The 18,765-nt window shown below is 72.4% G+C and carries 19 protein-coding genes; 7 read left to right on the top strand and 12 right to left on the bottom strand.

The genetic code is table 11. The annotated features are described in order from the left end of the window. Nucleotides 1-3: 3 nt before the first annotated feature. The 5 genes from tpiA to rapZ all read right to left on the bottom strand — a co-directional run bounded on the left by tpiA (nucleotide 4) and on the right by rapZ (nucleotide 4,269). Nucleotides 4-765 (bottom strand): triose-phosphate isomerase, encoded by a 762-nt coding sequence (gene tpiA, locus H030_RS40185; protein WP_027006680.1) that lies wholly within the window; start codon nucleotides 763-765, stop codon nucleotides 4-6. Continuing rightward, a complete protein-coding gene (locus tag H030_RS40180) occupies nucleotides 762-1,901 on the bottom strand; it encodes a phosphoglycerate kinase (RefSeq protein WP_027006679.1) in 1,140 nt (379 codons plus the stop codon). Before H030_RS40180 ends, tpiA begins: the two co-directional genes overlap by 4 nt. Beyond that, nucleotides 1,898-2,899 (bottom strand): type I glyceraldehyde-3-phosphate dehydrogenase, encoded by a 1,002-nt coding sequence (gene gap, locus H030_RS0114800; protein WP_027006678.1) that lies wholly within the window; start codon nucleotides 2,897-2,899, stop codon nucleotides 1,898-1,900. Before gap ends, H030_RS40180 begins: the two co-directional genes overlap by 4 nt. A gap of 84 nt (nucleotides 2,900-2,983) precedes the next feature. Then, nucleotides 2,984-3,349, bottom strand: coding sequence for a VOC family protein (locus H030_RS0114795; RefSeq protein ID WP_027006677.1), 366 nt, complete (start codon nucleotides 3,347-3,349; stop codon nucleotides 2,984-2,986). Nucleotides 3,350-3,357: 8 nt separating this feature from the next. After that, complete coding sequence (gene rapZ / locus H030_RS0114790; protein WP_051223350.1) at nucleotides 3,358-4,269, bottom strand: RNase adapter RapZ; 912 nt, start codon at nucleotides 4,267-4,269, stop codon at nucleotides 3,358-3,360. A 44-nt stretch (nucleotides 4,270-4,313) separates the two neighbouring features. Between rapZ and H030_RS0114785 the strand changes: the two genes are divergently transcribed. Next, nucleotides 4,314-5,144 carry a DUF2127 domain-containing protein gene (locus H030_RS0114785; protein ID WP_051222748.1) on the top strand — a complete coding sequence of 277 codons (831 nt, stop codon included), beginning with the start codon at nucleotides 4,314-4,316 and terminating at the stop codon, nucleotides 5,142-5,144. On the opposite strand, the gene H030_RS0114780 is transcribed toward H030_RS0114785, so the two are convergent. Then, nucleotides 5,145-5,921, bottom strand: coding sequence for a hypothetical protein (locus H030_RS0114780; RefSeq protein ID WP_027006674.1), 777 nt, complete (start codon nucleotides 5,919-5,921; stop codon nucleotides 5,145-5,147). Beyond that, nucleotides 5,918-6,322, bottom strand: a complete 405-nt coding sequence (locus H030_RS0114775) for a hypothetical protein (RefSeq protein ID WP_155892060.1) — start codon at nucleotides 6,320-6,322, stop codon at nucleotides 5,918-5,920. Before H030_RS0114775 ends, H030_RS0114780 begins: the two co-directional genes overlap by 4 nt. Before the next feature lie 164 nt (nucleotides 6,323-6,486). On the opposite strand from H030_RS0114775, the gene H030_RS0114770 reads away from it, so the two are divergent. From H030_RS0114770 to H030_RS37165, 6 genes are all read left to right on the top strand, one after another. After that, nucleotides 6,487-7,020, top strand: coding sequence for a PadR family transcriptional regulator (locus H030_RS0114770; RefSeq protein ID WP_027006672.1), 534 nt, complete (start codon nucleotides 6,487-6,489; stop codon nucleotides 7,018-7,020). Between the two features lie 3 nt (nucleotides 7,021-7,023). Beyond that, a complete protein-coding gene (locus tag H030_RS0114765) occupies nucleotides 7,024-7,728 on the top strand; it encodes an ATP-binding cassette domain-containing protein (RefSeq protein ID WP_027006671.1) in 705 nt (234 codons plus the stop codon). A 7-nt stretch (nucleotides 7,729-7,735) separates the two neighbouring features. Continuing rightward, nucleotides 7,736-8,449, top strand: a complete 714-nt coding sequence (locus H030_RS0114760; RefSeq protein ID WP_027006670.1) for an ABC transporter ATP-binding protein — start codon at nucleotides 7,736-7,738, stop codon at nucleotides 8,447-8,449. Beyond that, nucleotides 8,440-11,016 (top strand): ABC transporter permease, encoded by a 2,577-nt coding sequence (locus H030_RS0114755; RefSeq protein WP_027006669.1) that lies wholly within the window; start codon nucleotides 8,440-8,442, stop codon nucleotides 11,014-11,016. The genes H030_RS0114760 and H030_RS0114755 overlap by 10 nt, the downstream gene beginning before the upstream one ends. Nucleotides 11,017-11,051: 35 nt before the next feature. Further along, nucleotides 11,052-12,119: a DUF2600 family protein gene (locus H030_RS0114750; RefSeq protein ID WP_027006668.1), complete on the top strand. Its 1,068-nt coding sequence runs from the start codon at nucleotides 11,052-11,054 to the stop codon at nucleotides 12,117-12,119. Between the two features lie 98 nt (nucleotides 12,120-12,217). Then, nucleotides 12,218-12,664 carry a winged helix-turn-helix domain-containing protein gene (locus H030_RS37165; RefSeq protein ID WP_051222745.1) on the top strand — a complete coding sequence of 149 codons (447 nt, stop codon included), beginning with the start codon at nucleotides 12,218-12,220 and terminating at the stop codon, nucleotides 12,662-12,664. A gap of 104 nt (nucleotides 12,665-12,768) precedes the next feature. Here H030_RS37165 and H030_RS0114740 read toward each other — a convergent pair whose 3' ends face one another. From H030_RS0114740 to H030_RS38440, 5 genes are read right to left on the bottom strand one after another with little or no spacing between them, the layout of a single operon-like run. Next, the gene (locus H030_RS0114740; protein WP_027006667.1) at nucleotides 12,769-14,388 is read right to left on the bottom strand and encodes a putative manganese-dependent inorganic diphosphatase; all 1,620 of its coding nucleotides are present in this window, start codon (nucleotides 14,386-14,388) and stop codon (nucleotides 12,769-12,771) included. 52 nt (nucleotides 14,389-14,440) lie between these two features. Then, the gene (locus tag H030_RS37160; protein ID WP_051222743.1) at nucleotides 14,441-15,139 is read right to left on the bottom strand and encodes a hypothetical protein; all 699 of its coding nucleotides are present in this window, start codon (nucleotides 15,137-15,139) and stop codon (nucleotides 14,441-14,443) included. A gap of 14 nt (nucleotides 15,140-15,153) precedes the next feature. Further along, nucleotides 15,154-16,380, bottom strand: coding sequence for an ABC transporter permease (locus tag H030_RS0114730; RefSeq protein WP_027006666.1), 1,227 nt, complete (start codon nucleotides 16,378-16,380; stop codon nucleotides 15,154-15,156). Then, nucleotides 16,377-17,108 (bottom strand): ABC transporter ATP-binding protein, encoded by a 732-nt coding sequence (locus H030_RS0114725; RefSeq protein ID WP_027006665.1) that lies wholly within the window; start codon nucleotides 17,106-17,108, stop codon nucleotides 16,377-16,379. The genes H030_RS0114730 and H030_RS0114725 overlap by 4 nt, the downstream gene beginning before the upstream one ends. Beyond that, nucleotides 17,105-18,685 (bottom strand): biotin/lipoyl-binding protein, encoded by a 1,581-nt coding sequence (locus H030_RS38440; protein WP_196809138.1) that lies wholly within the window; start codon nucleotides 18,683-18,685, stop codon nucleotides 17,105-17,107. The genes H030_RS0114725 and H030_RS38440 overlap by 4 nt, the downstream gene beginning before the upstream one ends. Nucleotides 18,686-18,765: the final 80 nt, after the last annotated feature.

The raw sequence follows: 18,765 nt of genomic DNA, 5'->3' as shown, positions 1-18,765 counted from the left end.
AGCTCAGCGTGTGCAGGCGTCGACGATCGCGATGATCTGGTCCACGTCCAGCGACGCGCCGCCGATCAGGCCGCCGTCGCAGTCCGGGAGCGCGAGCAGCTCGGCCGCGTTGTCGGGCTTCATCGAGCCGCCGTAGAGGACGCGGACCTGCTCGGCCGCCGCCTTGTCGCGGTCGGCGACCAGCGCGCGGACGAACGCCAGCGCGTCCTGGGCCTGCTCGGGCGTCGCGACCCTGCCGGTGCCGATCGCCCAGACCGGCTCGTAGGCGATGACGAGCTCGCCGAGGCGCTCGGCCGGGACCTTCTCCAGCCCCTCCTGGACCTGGTGGCGCAGGCGGCGCTCGGTGTCGCCGTTCTCGCGCTCGTCCTCGGTCTCGCCGACGCAGAGGATCACCTGCAGGCCCGCGTTGAGCGCGGCCGGGACCTTGAGCTTCAGCGCCTTGTCGGTCTCGCCGAACAGGCTGCGGCGCTCGGAGTGACCGAGCAGCACGCCCTGGACGTCGATCTCGGTGAGCATGCCCGCCGAGATCTCGCCGGTGAACGCGCCGTTCTCGCCCTCGTGCATGTTCTGCGCGTAGACGTTCAGCAGCGAGCCGCGCGCCGAGTCGACGGCGGCCTGCAGCGCGGTGAACGGCACGCAGATCGCGTGGTCGACGTGCTCGGACGTCGCGATCCGGGGCAGCATCTGGGCGATGCGCTCCTCGGTCTCGGCGATCGTGCCGTGCATCTTCCAGTTGCCCGCGATCAGCGGCTTGCGACTGCTCATGCGCTCAGCACCTCCACGCCCGGAAGCGTCTTGCCTTCGATCAGCTCCAGGGAGGCGCCACCGCCGGTCGACAGGTGCGTCACCTCGCCCTCGAGCCCGAACTGACGGAGGGCCGCCGCGCTGTCGCCGCCGCCGACCACCGTGGTGCCCGCCGCCTTCGCCACCGCCTCGGCCACGGCGCGCGTGCCGGCCGCGAACGGCTCCAGCTCGAACGCGCCCATGGGACCGTTCCAGAAGACCGTCCCGGCGTTCTCGATGACCTCGGCGTAGGCCTGCGCGGTGCGCGGGCCGACGTCGAGCCCCATGAGCCCGTCGGGGACGTCGATGCCATCGACTTCCGTGACCGGCGTGTCGACTGAGAAGCTCTCACCGCACACCATGTCCACGGGGAGCTTGACCTGGCCGTCCGCGGCGTCGCTCAGGACGCGCTCGGCGGCGGGGATGCCGTCGGCCTCGCAGAGCGAGGAACCGACATCATGGCCTTGCGCCTTGAAGAAGGGGAACTGCATGGCGCCGCCGATCAGGATCGTGTCGGCCTTCTCCAGGAAGGCTTCGAGCACGCCGATCTTGTCGGTCACCTTGGCGCCGCCGACGATCGCCACGAGCGGGCGCGCGGGGTCGGCGAGGATGCCGGTCAGCGTCTCGACCTCGCGCTGGAGCAGGAGCCCGGCGGCGCTCGGCAGCAGCTTGGCGATCGCGTGCGTGGACGCGTGCGCGCGGTGCGCGGCGCCGAAGGCGTCGTTGACGTAGGCGTCGGCGAGCGCGGCGTAGCGCTGCGCCAGCGCCTCGTCGTCCTTCGTCTCGCCCGCCTCGAAGCGGACGTTCTCGAGCATCACGACGTCACCGTCGGGGACGGTGTCGAGGTCGGCCGCCAGCGTCACGTCGGTCCCGAGCAGCTCGGTCAGCCGCGCGGCGACGGGCGCCAGCGAGTAGTCGAGGTCCCGGCCCTTCGGCCGCCCGAGGTGGGCGGCCAGGAGGAGCCGCGCGCCGCGGCGGCGCAGCTCCTCCAGGGTCGGCAGGGCGGCGCGGATGCGCGCGTCGTCGCCGATGACCCCGTCCTTGATCGGGACGTTGAAGTCGACGCGGACGAAGACGCGCTTCCCGCTCAGGTCCCCGAGGTCGTCGAGGGTTCTCAAAGGACCTTCTGGATGAGGTCGGCGAGGCGGTTGGAGTAGCCGTACTCGTTGTCGTACCAGGCCACCAGCTTGACCAGCGTGCCGTCGATGACCGCGGTCAGGCCGGAGTCGAAGATCGAGCTGTAGGGGTTGCCCACGATGTCCGAGCTGACCAGCGGGTCCTCGGTGTACTGGAGGACGCCGGCGAGGTCGCCGGTGTCGGCCTTCTCCTTGAACAAGGAGTTGATCTCCTCGACCGAGGTCTCGCGCGCGGCCTCGAACGTGAGGTCGACGAGCGAGCCCGTCGGGATCGGCGCGCGGACCGAGAAGCCGTTGAGCTTGCCGTTGAGCTCGGGCAGGACGAGGCCGACGGCCTTGGCGGCGCCGGTCGACGTCGGCACGAGGTTGATCGCGGCGGCGCGGGCGCGGCGCGGGTCCTTGTGCGGCGCGTCCTGGAGGTTCTGATCCTGCGTGTAGGCATGGATCGTCGTCATCAGGCCGTGCTTGATGCCGATCGCGTCGTTGGCGACCTTCGCGATCGGCGCGAGGCAGTTGGTCGTGCACGACGCGTTGGAGATCACGTGGTGCTGCGACTTGTCGTACCTGTCGAAGTTGACGCCGAGGACGACCGTGATGTCCTCGTCGGACGCGGGGGCCGAGATGATGACCTTGGTCGCGCCGGCGTCGATGTGCTTCTGCGCGTCGGCGCGCTTGGTGAAGAAGCCGGTCGACTCGACGACGACGTCGACGCCGAGGTCCTTCCACGGCAGGTTCGCGGGGTCACGCTCGGCGAGCACCTTGAGGGGCTTGCCGTCGACGATGATGCTGTCGCCGTCGACCTCGATCGTGCCCGGGTAGGGGCCGAGGATCGAGTCGTACTTCAAGAGCTGGGCGAGCGTCTTGGTGTCGGTGAGGTCGTTGACGGCGACCCACTCGATGTCGGCGTTCTGGGCCTGGGCGGCACGGAAGAGGTTGCGGCCGATGCGGCCGAAGCCGTTGATCCCGACGCGTACGGGCATGCTCGTGGTCAGTCCTTCCTGAGGGGCTGGAGGCGAGGTTCGGTGCGGTGCAGCGGACGGCGGACCCTACCGGTCCACCCTGGGTCAATGCCCGCCCGCGACGACCTCGACCCGCAGGCCGTCGGGGTCCAGCAGGTACGCGGCGTAGTACCGCGGGCCGTACTGGGGGCGCAGTCCGGGTGGGCCGTCGTCCCGTCCCCCTGACTCTAGGGCCGAGGCGTAGGCCGCGTCCACCGCCGCGCGGCCGGCGGCCTGGATCGCGACGTGGCCGTAGCCGGGGGCGGGCGTGCGGCCGCGCTGGACGATCCAGAAGCGGGGCTCGTGGGAGCCGTAGGCGATCGCGGCGTCGGAGCTGTGGACGCGGCGGATGCCGAGGCGGGAGAAGAGCGCGTCGTAGAAGCGCGCCGAGGTGGCGAGGTCGGAGACCTCGAAGCCGACGTGGTCGATCATCGCGCGCGCTAGGGCCTGCGGCCGATGTCGCGGTGCTCGATCTCGACGACGACGTCGTCGCGCTGCGTGATGCGGTGGCCGAGGTGCTCGGTGATCGCGACCGAGCGGTGGCGGCCGCCGGTGCAGCCGATCGCGATGCTCAGGTGGGCCTTGCCCTCCTCCTCGTACTGCGGGATGAGGAAGTCCAGGAGCGGCTCGAGCAGGGCGTAGAACTCGGCGAGCTTGCCCTCGCGCCCGACGTAGGCGACGACCTCGGGGTCCAGGCCGGTCTTGGGCTTGAGGTCCGGGACGTAGTGCGGGTTGGGCAGGAAGCGGACGTCGAAGACGAGGTCGGCGTCGCGCGGCGGGCCGTGCTTGAAGCCGAAGGACTGGAAGGTCAGCGCGAGGCGGCCGCGGCGGTTGCGGGGCAGCAGCTCGTCGGCGATGCGGCGGCGGAGGTGGGAGGCCTTGAGGCCGGTCGAGTCGATGACGAAGTCCGCGCGGTCCTTGATCGGGCCGAGCATCGCGCGCTCGGCCGCGATGCCGGAGGCGATCGAGCCCTCGGGCGCCAGCGGGTGGCGGCGGCGGGTCTCCTTGTAGCGGTCCATCAGCGCGACGTCGTCGGCGTCCAGGAACAGGACGCGGGCGGGCAGCTCGCGGGCGTGGAGCTCGTCGATCACGCCCTCCAGCGGGGTGAAGAACTCGCCGCCGCGGACGTCGGAGACGACCGCCGCGCGCTCGACCTTCGACCCCTCGTGCGTGAACAGCTCGACGAGGTTGCGGATCATCTCCGGCGGGAGGTTGTCCACGCAGAAGTAGCCGGCGTCCTCGAAGACGGCCATCGCGGTGGACTTGCCGGCGCCCGAGAACCCGGAGATCACGACGAGATCTTCGAGCCGCGAGTCCGTCGAGGACGGCGCAGGCGTGCTTTCGACGGCCATGAAGTGCATTGTGACGGCTGGCGCGGCGGGTAGGTTGTCGAACGGTGAGCCAACGAGCAGTGCCCGGGGTGCGGGCGCAGAAGCCACGCCGGTTCGTGCCGCGCTTCCACTGGGAGCTGCTGGTGTGCGGGTTGGCCGGGCACGAGCTGGTGGCGCTGGACGCCGCCCGCGTCGACGATCCCGTGATCGCGCGCGACGAGGGCGGGACGCGCTGGCACCGGTGCCTGCGCTGTGACAGTTGGCTGCCCCTTGCTTTGCCTGCCGATCCCGCTCGCGACGTCCCGCCCGGGCGGGACGAGATCGAGCTGCCGCTGCGGGGGCGGCCGCTGCGCGACAAGATCGTCCTGCGGCTGATCGCGGTCAACCGCGCCGCCCACTTCATCGGGCTCGCGCTGCTGGCGCTCGCGATCCTGCTGTTCAGCGCGAACCGCGCCGACCTCCGGGACACGGTGCTGCGCGTGACGGGGGACATCACGGGCGAGTCGGCCAACGGCGGGGCGGGCGCGCGGAACGGCATCACGCACAGGCTCGACGAGCTCTTCTCGCTGCGCTCGTCGAGGCTCCACCTCTTCGCGGCGATCGCCTCCGTCTACGCGCTGGTCGAGGGCGTCGAGGCCATCGGCCTCTGGTACGGCAAGCGCTGGGCCGAGTACCTCACGCTGATCGTGACGGCGTCCCTGCTGCCCGTCGAGGTCTACGAGCTGAGCGAGCACGCGACCCCCTTCAAGGTCCTCGCCTTCCTCATCAACCTGGCGGTCGTCGTGTACCTCCTCTACGCCAAACGCCTCTTCGGCCTCCGCGGCGGCGCCGCCGCCGACGAAGCCCTCAAAGAGCAAGACGTCGGCTGGCCGGCCCTCGAAGCCTCGACGCCCTAGTTAGCGCTTCGGGCAGGCGACCACGGCATCCGCCTGCCGCCGGGCACCGTCGGCGAAGCGGGCGATGAGGCGGAAGCGGAACCCGCTTCGGGGGCACTGCTCCGGGAGCGTGACCCCGCGCGGGTGGTACGTCTCGCGGTGGCCGTGCCTGGTCTTGGTGTAGGTGATGCCCGACCCGCCGATCGCGGCGCGCACGTGCGACAGCATCAGCGCCGCTCCGAAGGGCGGCTGCGGTGCCTGCGGGAGCAGGATCGCGACGCCGACGCCGTAGCCGGGCGGCGGGATGTACAGGTAACCCTGGTAGAAGAGGTGGAAGCGAACCGGGTTGTAGGTGTTGGCCACGATCACGAGTCCCGGCTTGTCCTCCACCGAGCCGCCCGCGTAGACGTCGAGCGTCGCCGTGCCGTCGATCCTCGGCTCCATGTCCAGCGAGGCGACCGCGGAGCCGAGGCCCATCAGCGAGTTCACCGGGCAGGGCCTGCTGTCGTCGGCCGCCGGGACCACCACGGAGAGGATGTCGCTCCTCGGGCGCGTGCAGGACGCGACGCCGAGCCCGCTGGAGGCGAGGTCGACTCCGGCCGGCGTGAGCAGCCGCAACTCGATCACGGGAATCCTGCGGTCCGCGATGTCACCGCTGAAGACGATCGCCGTTGACGCGCCCAGGCGCGCGCCCGGGCCGAACGCGGCGTGGAACGTCAGCGCCTTCTGGGCCGCCGCCGCGCCGCCCGGCGCCGCCAGCGCGAGCGCGGCGGCGAGCGCGGGCAGGCCGCGCCTCAAGACGTGAACGAGCCCGTTGCGTCGATCGTCGCGTGCCACGTGCTGCGGTTCACGACGCCCGTGAACTGGCCCGAACCCTTGGCGTGTGCGTACTTCCCGGTGCCGCCCGTGATCGTCGCGGTGCCGTTGAACTTGGTGCGCATCGACAGCGACCGCGCGCGGCCGTTGACCTTCATCGTGACCGTCCCGCCCCTGGCCCTGATCGTCACGACGCCCGTCATCACGACCGAGTGCGCGAGCGTGATCCTCGACCTCACCGAGCCGGCGAACGTGCCCGTCGCCGTGCCGTTGTGGACGAACCTGGTCCCGCCCGCGGTCCTGCTTACGACTTTGAGATCGACGTGCTCTTTGACCGGTTGAGCGGCCAACGCGGTCGATCCCCCTACGAGCAGGGCGATCACGAGCAAGAAGGTAGAGCGAGCTGCAGCAATCACAAACACGAACGTACCAGCTGGATCGCAATTTGAACACAGCACTGGATATCGCTTGACCGCGCCAGATATATTCGCGTTTCCGAACGAGGATCCCCTTGGCAGAATCGACACGACACGCCGTCCTGGGCCTCGTGGCCCGCGAGCCCGCGCACGGATACGCCCTGTACTCCGAGATCGAGCGCTGGCCGGTCCCGGACCAGCTGCGCCCGGGCCGCTCGACGGTGTACCGCCACCTGGAGCGCCTCAACGCCGACGGGCTGATCGCGCCGCACGCGCCGGCTGCCGACTCCCCCGCGTCGCGCCATCCCGACCGGACGATCTTCGCGGCCACCACGGCGGGCCTCGCCGAGCTGGACCGCCACGCGCGCACGCCCCCGCGCAGCTTCGACGACCTCTGCGTGCGCGTGAGCGTCGCGCGCCCGGCCGACCTGCCGATCCTGATCGCCTTCGCCGCCGACCTGGAGCAGCTCAGCGTCACGCGCTTCCAGGAGTGGAGCGTCACGCCCGAGCCGCTGGCGATGGCGCGCCGCGACGCGCCGTGGAGGACGGTCCTCCGCACGCTCGTCGCGAAGTACCAGGCCGCCGACGTCGCCGCGCAGGCGACCGTGCTCGGCGACCTGCGCGCCGAGCTCGAGGAGCTCCACGCGTTGAGCAGGGACGCCTGACACATGCCCGCCGTGCTGACCCTCGAGAACGTCAGCCTCTGCTACCTCCGCGGCCGCCGCTCCACGATGGTGCTCCACGACGTCGACCTCGCGCTCATGCCCGGCGAGATCGCCGGCGTCTGGGGCAGGCGCGGCGCGGGCAAGTCGACGCTGACCGCTGTCGCCGCGGGCATCCTGACCCCGGACCGCGGGAACGTGCTCCTCGACGGCCAGCCGCTCAACTCCGCCCGCGGCGGCATCCTGCACGCGCAGGTCGGCCTCGCCAACCGGCGCGGGCCCGAGCTGGACGAGATGCCGGTCGAGGACTGGATCGCGTCGTCGCTGCTGCTCAGCCACTCGTACAAGGAAGCGCTGACGCTCGCCCGCCGCGCGCTGGAGCGCACCGGCGCCCACGAGATCGGCGGCGAGCCCTGGGACGTGCTCAGCGACGGTGAGCGGATGCTCGCCTCGCTCGCCCAGGCGATCGTCCGCGGCCCGCGCGTCCTGATCGCCGACGACCCGCTGGCCGGGCTCGGCGCGGTCGAGCGCGACGAGGTCATGCAGCTGCTGTCGTCGATCGCCGGGACCGGCGTCGCCGTCCTCGTCACGGCCGCCGAGCTGGTCGAACTGAGGGGCCTGGACCGGATCTGGTCGCTGCGCGACGGCAGGCTCGACGGACCCTCGGTCCGCCCGGGCGGCACCGTCATCCCGCTGCGCGCGGACGGCTGAGCGCGCGATGGCAGACACACCGTTGCTCGAGTTCCGCGAGGTGCGGAAGCACTACGCCAGCGGCGGGGAGCCCGTGCGCGCCGTCGACGGGCTGTCGCTGATGATCGCGGCCGGCGAGCTGGTCGCGCTCTACGGCCCGTCCGGCTCCGGGAAGAGCACGCTGCTGCGCATCGCCGCCGGGATCGAGCCGCTCGACTCCGGCGAGGTGCTCGTCGCGGGCGTCGACGTGACCCGGCTGTCGGCCAAGGACGCGGCCAGGTACCGCATGTACACGCTCGGCTGGGTCCACCAGGAGGCGGGCCTGGACGAGGGCGCCACGGTCCTGGAGAACGCCGCGATCAAGCACCTCGTCGCCACCAAGTCGGTGCGTGAAGGCTTCCGGAAGGTCACCCCGCTGCTGCACGAGCTGGGCCTCGGCCACCGCCTCAACCACCGCGCCGACACGCTGTCGGCCGGCGAGCGCCAGCGCGTGACGATCGCACAGGCGCTGTCGCTGGACCCCAAGGTGCTGCTGGCCGACGAGCCGACCGGCAGCCTCAACAGCAAGCTCAGCCACGAGGTCCTCTCGTTGCTGCGCGCGCAGACCCACGAGCGCGGGATGGCCACGCTGCTGGTGACCCACGACGAGCGCGCCGCGGCCTTCGCGGACAAGGTGTACGCCTTGGAGGACGGCCACCTGCACGACGTCGAGTCGCTCAGCGGGGACCATCCGTGGGTCTGAGCTCCTGGGGCTTCGAGCCGGTCCCCCCGGGCCGGCTGCGCGTCTCCGCCGCGCTCGCCCTCTACCGCCGTCGCCTGCGCCGCCGTCGCTGGATCCAGGACCTGCTCGCGGTCCTCGGCATCGCGGCCGGCGTCGCGTTGTTGTACGCCACGCAGGTCGCCTCGACCTCCCTGTCCGGACCGGTCAAGCGCCTCAACGCGGGCATCGTCGGCGCCGGCCAGCTGCAGGTGCTCGCGCGCGGCGGGACCACGATCCCGGAGGACACCTACAACAAGGTCGTCGCGCTGCCGGGCGTCAAGCGCGCGGCGCCGATCCTCCAGGTCCCCGGCAACCTCATCGGCCAGCAGGGCCAGGCCGACGTGACGTTCAACGGCGCCGATCCGCGGATCGTCAGGCTCCGTGGCTCGCTCCTGCGCGGCTTCAGCAGCGGCGACGCGGCGAGGCAGGAGACCGTGATCGTCCCGGCGCTCGTCGCCCAGAGGATCGGCCTGCTGTTCGGCGACGACGCGAGCCTGGAGGTCGACGGGCGCCGGCTGGTCGTGCCCTCGGCGGTCGCGGGCGAGCGCCAGCTCGGCGAGCTGGTCAAGACGTCGGTCGTCCTCGTGCCGCTGCACTACCTGCAGCGGCTCGCGGGCGTCGGCCACAACGTGTCGCGGATCCTCGTGGAGGCCGAGCCGGGCAAGATCGGCCAGGTACGGAGGGAGCTGAGCGCGCTCCACGTCGGCGGCGCCGACGTGCGCGCGTCCTCCTACGAGACCGAGCTGTTCGACCACGCGACCAAGCCGACGACCGAGGCCTCCGCGGTGTTCAGCGCGCTCAGCGCGCTGGTCGGCTGGCTGTTCGCGATCTGCGCGCTGCTCGTCACGGCGTCGGACCGCGGCAAGCTCGTCACGCAGCAGCGCCGCCAGGGCTTCCCGCCGTCGGCGACCGTCACGACGCTGATGGTCGAGGCGACGACGATCGGCGTGCTCGGCGTGGCCGCGGGGCTGACGGTGGGCGAGCTGGTCTCGCGCCACGGGTTCAGGTCCGACGTCGGCTTCCTGTCGGGCGCGTTCGCGATGGGCGACGTCCGGATCGTGTCGTGGCAGAGCATCACGATCGCCGTCGTGGGCGGGATCCTCGCCGCGATCGTCGGCGTGCTCGGACCGGTCCGCGGGCTGGTCGCCGAGGCCGTCGCGCCGCGGCGCACGACGCGCGCACCGACCGGGACGCGCGGCACGCGGCGCCCGATCCCGACCTGGGCGCTGGGCCTCGCCGCGCTGGTCGCCGCGATCGTCATCACCGTCGTCGCGCCGAGCGCCGTCGTCGTCGGGCTCGTGCTGCTCGCCGGCGCGGTCGCGGGGCTGCTGCCGCTCGCCCTCGGCTTCGCGATCGACGGGCTGCGCCGGCTCAACCGCCGCAGCTCGCACTCCTCGGCGGCGCTGGAGCTGGCGCTGCACCAGCTCGGCGCCAAGCGCTGGCGGCCACGCGCGCTGGCGATCGCGACGACCGGGGCGATCGCCGTCTTCGGCGCGATGTCGCTCCAGGGCGCGCGCGCGAACCTGCAGGGCGGTCTCGACCAGCTCTCCCAGCAGCTCAACGCCCCCGCCGACGTGTGGGTCACCGCGGCGGGTGCCGGCAGCTCGATCGGCACGACGTCGTTCGCGCCGCGCGACCTGCGGCGGATCGAGACGGCGCCCGGCGTCGCGGGCGTCGCGCAGCAGCCGGCGGCGCTGCTCGACGTCGCCGACGAGCGCGCCTGGCTGGTCGGCGCCGCGGCCGGCGCGCCGCCGCAGGTGACGAGCACCCAGGTGCTGGACGGCAACGCCGCACGCGCGAACGCCCAGGTCGCAAGCGGTGGCTGGGCGTTCGTCTCCAAGGGTCTCGCGGACCGCCTCGGCGTCGGGATCGGCGACCGCTTCACGCTGCCCAGCCCCCATCCGGTGGCGCTGCGCGTCGCGGCGCTCACGACGAACCTCGGCTGGTCCTCCGGCGCGATCGTCATCGGCGCCGGCGACTTCCGGCGCGCCTGGCCCGGCCCCGCGACCGTCGCGGCCTACCAGGTGCAGGCCGCGCCGGGCCACTCGCCGGACGAGGTCCGGGGCTCGGTCGCCGCCGCGCTCGGCAAGCGCTCGGGCCTGCTCGTCGAGACCGCGGCGCAGCGCTCGGCGCGCCAGAGCGAGGTCGCCGAGAAGGGCCTCGCGCGCCTCAGCGAGATCGCGACGCTGACGCTCCTGGCCGCCGTGCTGGCGATGAGCGCCGCGATGATCGGCATGCTCTGGCAGCACCGGCCGATCGTCGGCGGCCAGAAGTTCCTCGGGCTGACCACCGGCCTCGTGTGGCGCGCGCTGCTGATCGAGAGCGCGACGCTGTTCGGCGTCGGCGTGCTCTTCGGCGCCCTCTTCGGGCTGCTCGGCCAGGTGCTCTGCACGCAGGGCGTGGCCGCGGTGACCGGGTTCCCGGTCGTGCATGGGCTGCGCTTCGACGTCGCGGGGATCGCCGTGGGCACCGTGCTCGCGGCATCGACGCTCGCCGTGGTGCTCCCGGGCTACCTCGTGGCCCGGTCTCTGCCTTCGGCGCGCGAGTAGCCGGAGGCTGTCGGACGCTTCAGGAGGTCGTGGTGATGCAGGCGATGGACCCGGCGGCGGTGACCGCCGGACGCCTCCGCGCGCTCGGTCGCGCGGCGGCCTGGGAGTTGACGGAGGGGTTGCGGCTGGTGCGTGCGGAGCACCGTACGTGGGTGGCGCGCGCCGACGCGCTCCCGGATCCGGCGGCGCGCGCCGAGATGCGCGCGACGCTGGAGGCCAAGCGCCCGCTGCTCGACGGCGCGGCGCTGTTCTGGACGCTCGGCGACGTGCGCGACGCCCGGCTCCTGCGCGCGCTCGTCGCGTTCCAGATCCTCGCCAACCACCATGACCAGACCGGCGAGCGCGTCGGCGCGGGCCTGCCGTGCAGCGGTCCGGACATGACGAGCTTCCCGGAGGTCGTCGACCTCGGCCGCGCACCGCGCAGCTACGCCGACGCCGAGCTCCTGCGCGCGCTGGTGGCGACCTGCCACGCCGGCTGGGCCGGGCTGCCGCGCTACGCGGAGGCGCTCGACCTCGTCGTCCTGGAGGTGCGGCGGGCGCGCTCGCTCGACCTCGAGAACACGACGCGCCCGCAGGACCGGCCGGCGTTGCTGCACGCGCACGCGGTCGCCGAGCTGGCCCGCGACCCCGACCTCAGGTGGTTCGAGTCGAGCGCCGGGGCCAGCTCGATGCTGACGGTGATCGCGCTGCTGGCCGCCTCGGCGCGGCCGGGCGCCACGCGCGGCGACCTCGTCGCCACGGTCGAGGCCTACACCATGGTCGCGACGCTCAGCTCGTTGTTGGACAACTACATCGACGAGGACGAGGACCGCGCCGGCGGTCATCACAACTACCTCAACTACTACGGCGCGCGCACGGAGGCCGTGGCGCGGCTCGGCGAGCTGATGGCGCTCACGCTGCGGCGCGCCGCCCAGCTGCCGGACGCCGACCGCCACCTCGTGATCATCTGCTCGATGTTCGCCATGTACCTGACCACCGACGGCGCGCGCGCCCACGACCCGCAGGAGGTCCGGCGGCTCGTCCGCGCCGGTGGCTCCCTCACCCGCCTGCTGGTCCCGGTGCTGGCCGCATGGCGTGCCGGCGTGCGTCAGCATGGCGCGTAGCACGACTGAGAAGTGCTTGACGACGCAGAGTAGTCCCACCTGAGAATAGTCCCGCTGCGACTTTTCCGTGTTGTGCTGAACGCGTACGTTCGTGATGCATGGCCACGAAGCGAGAGAAGCAGAAGCGGTTGGCGACGCTGAGACCGCACCCGGTGCGCGATCAGGTCGTCGATGTGATGCGCAGCTACGGCAAGCCGATCAGCCCGACGCAGATCAGCCGGATCACCGGCGGGACGCTGGGATCGGTGGCGTACCACGTCCGGACGCTGGCGGCGGCCGGCGTGATCGAGCTGGCGGATGAGGGCCGCGTCCGCGGCGCCGTCGAGCATCTCTACGCGCTCGTCCGCGACGACGCGCCGCTCGTCGACCCGGTAGGGAACCTCCTGAGCATCTGTGGGGCGCTGACCGTGCCTGCGCCCGACGGCGGCTATCCCGTCCCGGTGTCCCTCGACGAGCCGGCGCGCGCGGACCTGCGCGCGATCCTCGCCCGCGTCGGCCCCGAGGTCCGCGAGATCGCGGCCGCCTCCACCAGGCGGGCCGCCTAGACGAAGCTTGCCGCGCACGAGCGCGGCCAGCGGTTACCGCGTGGGGCGGCCAACTTCCGCGTGTCGCCCCACGCTTACCGCCGCGCCACCCCGCGGCGGCGCGCCTAGAACGCGCCCAGCAGGGGCGGTGCGACCTGCTTCTTGCGCGACATCACGCCCGGCAGGTCGAGGATCCCGTCCTCCGCGGACGTCCCGAACGCGCGCTCGGCGGTCGCGATGTCGCCGGCGATCAGGAGCTGCGTGTGCTTCTCCAGGATGTCGGTGACCATCAGCGCGCTCAGCACGTGGCCGTTCTTGTCGTGCTGGGCCTGCAGCGCTTCGCGCAGCTCGCCGAGCCGGTCGACCAGGACCTTCCCGGCGGTCTCGACCTGGGCGATGCACATCGGTCCCTCGGAGGTCTCGTACTCCTTGGAGTCACGCCCCAGCAGCGACTCGGCGGAAGCGTCGGCGGCATCGCTGCCGCTCTCGAACATCTCTCGCCCCCACTCGGCGGCGTCCAGGTCGAGGAACCTCTCCAGCCACCGGACCGCCGCGTGGTCGCGGTCGGTCGTCGTGGGCGAGTTCAGGATCACGGTGTCGCTGAGGATCGCGCCCAGCAGGACGGTCGCGGTCGGCCTCGTCGGCTCCTCCCCCGCCTGCAGGAAGCGCTCGATCACCAGCGTCGAGGTCGAGCCGACCGGGTCGAACGTCGCCCTCACCGGCACGCGCGTCTCGATCGAGCCGATGTGATGGTGGTCGAGGATCTCGACGATGTGCGCCTGCTCGATCCCCGGCACGCTCTGGCCCTGCTCGGCGTGGTCGACCAGGAGCACGTCGCGCGGCGTCGGGTTCACCAGGTCGGTGCGCGTCACGAGCCCGATCGGGTGCCCGGAACGGTCGACGGCCACCGCCGCGCGGTAGGACACGTCCTTGATCATGTCCGTGACGTCTTCCAGGAGGTCGTTGCCCCGGACCGTCACCGGATCGGTGTCCATCAGCGCGCTGCACGGCGCCGCCAGCGTCGTGAGACGGCCGCAGACGTAGGAGTCGAGCTCCGAGACGACCACGGCCGTCCCCGCCTCGCGCGCCGCGCGCAGCACGTCGTCGCTCGGCGCCAGCCCGTTGGACACCACGAGCAGCGCGACCTCGCGCTCGATCATCTTCAGCTGCGCGTCCTCGCGGTTGCCGAGCACCACGACGTCGCCCGCGCCGATCCCGGACTCCGGGAAGTCGGTCGCCATCGCGAACACCCACACGCGCCCGGCGACCGTGATGTCGTCACCGACGACCTGGGACCCGGACACCGCGGCGGCGATGGCGCTCACCCGCGTCGGCGTGTCGACCAGCGACGACGCCTCACGCGTCTCGCGGATGTACCGCCGTGCCAGCGCGCGCTCGGTCATCACGCCGACCAGCCTGCCGTCGTGGTCCACGATCGGGACCACGTCGAGCTTCTCGGCCGCCATCGTCAGGCCGACCTCGCGGATCGGGTCGTCGACGCCCGCCGCGTAGAAGTCCTGCGCCATCACGTCGCGGACGCGCAACATGATGTGCGGCAGGAACATCGGCTCGGCGGCGGCCGCCTGCTCCAGCACCCAGCGGGTCTGGCTGTTGACGTCCCCCAGCCGGACCGGGATGTACGTGTTGTCGGGATCCTGGCGGCCCCGCAGCTCGGCGTACCCGATCGCGGCGGCGATCGAGTCGGTGTCCGGGTTGCGGTGACCGGTGACGGCGATGTTCGGCACTGCCCACATTGTGACGGGCGCGGGCCGAACTACGCCGTCTGGTCGCCCCGGCTCACCCAGCCGGAGGGGCGAAGCCCTGCGGGATCTGCGCGCCGCCGGAGGTGGAGGACCCGGACGACGACGTGCCCGACGCCCCGGAACCCGGCGCGCCACCGCCGGCGCCTCCGAGCGCCGCCAGCCCGCCGAACGCCGAGACGCCCCTGGCGGTCGCGGTGATCGACGACGCGGTGACGGTCCCGCTCGACGCCTTCGCCCCCTGCACCACGAGCGTGTCGCCCGGGTGGATGTTGGAGGCGCTGGACGACGCGTTGCGCGTGACCCTCGAGTTGTCGTTCGTCTTGATCTTGATCGTCGTGCCGTCGGACGTCGTCAGGTAGATCGTCGAGCCCTTGACGTTGGCGACCGTGCCGGTCGTGGCGCTCGACGCGCCGGAGCCGCTCGCCCCCGCGCCGCCGCCCTGCGTCGCGCCGCCCGCAGCGCCTGCCGCACCCGTCCCGCCGCCGAACCGCGCCGCGAAGTTCCCGCGCGCCGCGCCCCCGCCGGCGGCGCCGTTCGACGACCCGCCCTGGTGCTTCTGCACCTGCACGCCGCCGATGAACCCGCCGGCCACCAGGACGATCGCCGCCAGCGCGCCGGTCACGGGCGTGACGAGCCTCCTCTTCGGCCGCCGCGGGACCGCGTCCTGCTCCGGCGTCTCCTCGTCCTCGTACCAGTCGAGCTCGGGGTTGTCGTACTCGTGCTGCTGGGTCATCTGATCGTGATCGCTCATTCGAATCTGAGGGCGTCGATGGGACGCAGGCGCGCTGCGCGGCCCGCCGGGTAGGTGCCGAAGAAGAGCCCGGCCAGGACGGCCGCGCCGAAGGACAGGGGGATCGAGTAGAGGGCGATGACGGGCTGGACGCCGGCGATCTGGAACTTCGAGCCGACCAGCCCGACGACGACGCCCGTGATCCCGCCGAGCATCGACACCAGGACCGCTTCGGCCAGGAACTGCCAGAGGATGTCGGCCCGCCGCGCGCCGATCGCCTTGCGGATGCCGATCTCGCGCGTCCGCTCGGTGACCGACACCAACATGATGTTCATCACACCGATGCCGCCGACGAGCAGCGAGATCGCGGCCACCGCGCCGAGCAGCGTCGTGAACACCGAGGTCGTCTCGTTCGACGTCTCCAGGATCGAGCCCTGGTTGATGACCTGGAACGACGACGTCGAGGTGTCGGACGCGTCGATGTCGTGGCGCGTGTCGAGGATCGACGTCACCTCGGCCTGCGCGGCGTTGAGCGACCTCTCGTTCTTGGCCTGCACGACGATCTGGTTGATCGAGCCGTAGCCCGACAGCCCGTCCTGGACCGCGGTCAGCGGCGCGAACACGACGTCGTCCTGGTCGGTCGTGCCGTTCGACCCCTTGGCCTTGGTCACGCCGACGACCGTGAACGACGAGCCGCCCATCTTGACCGTCTGCCCGACCGGGTTGACGCCGTTGAACAGGTTCTCCACGACCGTCGGGCCGAGCACGACGACGCGGTTGTGCTTCTTGACGTCGGCCGTTGTGAACATCTCACCGCTGGCGATGTCGTAGTTGCGCGCGGCGGTGTAGGACGGCGTCGTCCCGGTCACCGACGACGAGTACGACAGCGACCCCGCGACCAGCGTCGTGGACGACGCCGTGACGACCGGCGAGGCGCTCTTGACGTCCGGCGCGTTGAACGGGTCCTGCAGCGCGGTGGCGTCCGCCTGGGTCAGCGAGACCGTCGCACCGCCGCCGCCGAAGAGCCCGGGGCCGCCGCGCGCGCCCTGGGACTGCACGAGCAGCACGTTGCTGCCCAGCGCCCGGACGCTCGCCTGGACCTGCTGCTTGGAGCCGTTGCCGACCGCGACCAGCACGATCACCGACGCGACGCCGATCGTCATGCCGAGGATCGTCAGCCCCGAGCGCAGCTTGTTGGCCACGATCCCGCCGAGCGCGATCCGCAGCGTCTCGGCGAGCGTCATGCCGCCTCCACCGCGGCGCCGGTGCGCTCGTCGCTGACGACCTTGCCGTCGGCCAGCCGGATCACCCGGCGGGCGCGGGCGGCGACGTCGTCCTCGTGCGTGATCAGGACCACCGTGCGTCCTTCAGCGTTCAGGTTCGCGAAGATGTCGAGGACGTCGAGCGTCGAGCGCGAGTCCAGGTTGCCGGTCGGCTCGTCGGCCAGGATCAGCGAGGGGTTGGTGACGATCGCGCGGGCGACCGCGACGCGCTGCTGCTGGCCGCCGGACAGCTCGGACGGCAGGTGGTCCATGCGCGGGCCCATCCCGACGGCCTCCAGCGCGGCGGCCGCGCGCCTGCGGCGGTCGCTCCGGGAGACGCCGGCGTAGGACAGCGGCAGCTCCACGTTGGCCAGCGCGCTCGTGCGCGGGACCAGGTTGAAGGCCTGGAAGACGAAGCCGATCTTGCGGTTGCGCAGGTCGGACTGCTCGTCCTCGTCCATGTCGCGCGTGTCGACGCCGTCGAGCAGGTAGCGGCCGGAGGTCGGCATGTCGAGGCAGCCGAGCATGTTCATCAACGTGGACTTGCCGGAGCCCGACGACCCCATGATCGCCACGAACTCGCCGCGCTCGATCGTCAGCGACACGCCGTCGAGGGCGTGGACCGCGAGGTCCTCGGTCACCTGGTAGGTCCGGTAGACGTCGTCGACCTGGATGACCGGCCGGCGGCGCCGCGGGCGCGGTGCGCTCACCGCCCGCCCCCGAAGCCGCCGCCGGTCGGCGGGCCGCCGCCGCCCGTGAAGCCGCCGCCGCCGAAGCCGCCGGCCGCGCCGGTCCCGCCGCCGAACCCGGAGCGCGTCCCGGTCCTGCTCGACGTCGAGGACGAGCTGCCGGTCGCGCTGGCGCCCGCGGCCGCGCTGGCGCTGGTCACGACGACCTGGTCGCCCGCGTTCAGCCCGGAGATGACCTGCGTCGCCGAGTCGCCGGCGACGCCGGTCTCGACCCGCTGCGTGGTCTTCCTGCCGTTCCTGACGACGGTCACGCTGGAGCCCTGCAGAGCGCCCGAGGGCACGACCACGCCGGAGGCCTGCGCGGTCACGATCTCCGCGGTGGCGCTCATCCCGGCGCGCAGGCCCCTGGTCGTCTGGGTCAGCGCGATCGTCACCGGGTAGCTGACCGCGCTCGCGGTCCCCGACGAGGACGACGACGACAGCACGCCGATGTCGATGACCTTGCCCGCGACCTCCTCGCCGGAGGCGGCGTTGACGGTCACGGTCGCCTGCTGGCCGACCTTGACGGAGTTGATGTCCGACTCGGAGAGCGAGACCTCGAGGTGCATCCGGCTCAGCTGGGTCAGCGTGATGAAGCCGGAGGAGGAGGACGAGGAGGAGCTGGAGGACGCGCCGGTCGCCGCGCCTGCGCCGCCGCTCGCGCCCGAGGACGACGAGCCGGTCGACGCGGAGGAGGACGACCCGGACGAGCCCGCGGAGACCTGGTCGCCGACGGCGCCGTTGACCGCGGCGACGGTCGCCGCGGCGGGCGCGCGCAGCGCGGTGGCGGTGAGCGCGTCCTCGGCGTTCGCGACCGCGAGCTGCGCGCTCTTGACGGCCGCGGCGGCGGATTCCTCGGACTGCGCGGAGCCGCCGGAGCTGGAGCCGCCGCTCGACGACCCCGAGCCGCCGGAGCTGCCCGACCCGCCGCTGCTGCCGGAGCCGCCGCTCGCTCCGGAGGCCACGCCGCCGCCGCTCCTCGCGCCCGAGCCGCTCTGCGCCGGCGTCGTGGTCGTCGGCGCCGTCTGCGCCGGCGTGGTGGTGCTCGACGGCGCCGAGGTCGTCGCCGGAGCGCCGGTCGTCGCGGGCGCCGACGAGGTCGCCTTGGCGGCCGCGGTCGTCGCCCTCACTGACGCCGTCGTCGCGGTGGCCGACGACGAGGAAGTTGTCGTTGTTGTCGAGGCGGTCGAACCGGTTGAAGCGGTCGAAGTCGTCGTCGTCCCCGACTCGATGTTGTCGAGCGTGTCCTGGGCGGAGGCGAGCGTCGCCTTGGCCTCGGCGAGGTCGACCTCGGCCGACGACGGGTCGATCCGCGCCAGCAGCTCGCCCTCCTCGACGTGCTGACCGGCCTTCACGTACACCTTGGTGACCTTGCCGGACGCGCCGAAGCTCATGTTGATGGTGTTGGCCGGCGAGAGGTTGCCGGAGCCGGAGACCGTCGACTGCACGACGCCCTTCGAGACCGTCACGACGCGCTGCGCGGAGGTGGTCCCGGTGCTCGACTCGGGCCCGACGATGATCACCGCGGCGATCACGCCGCCGACCGCGAGCGCTCCCATGCCGAGGTTGAGCGGGGTCAGTTGACGTCGGGACAGCCGTGGCATACGACGACCAGCATGGGTCCGACCCGTGAGCAGCC

Source organism: Conexibacter woesei Iso977N (assembly GCF_000424625.1).
Lineage (GTDB): Bacteria > Actinomycetota > Thermoleophilia > Solirubrobacterales > Solirubrobacteraceae > Baekduia > Baekduia woesei_A.
Note: the sequence above shows the minus strand (reverse complement) of the source record. Positions and strands in the feature narration are given on the sequence as shown.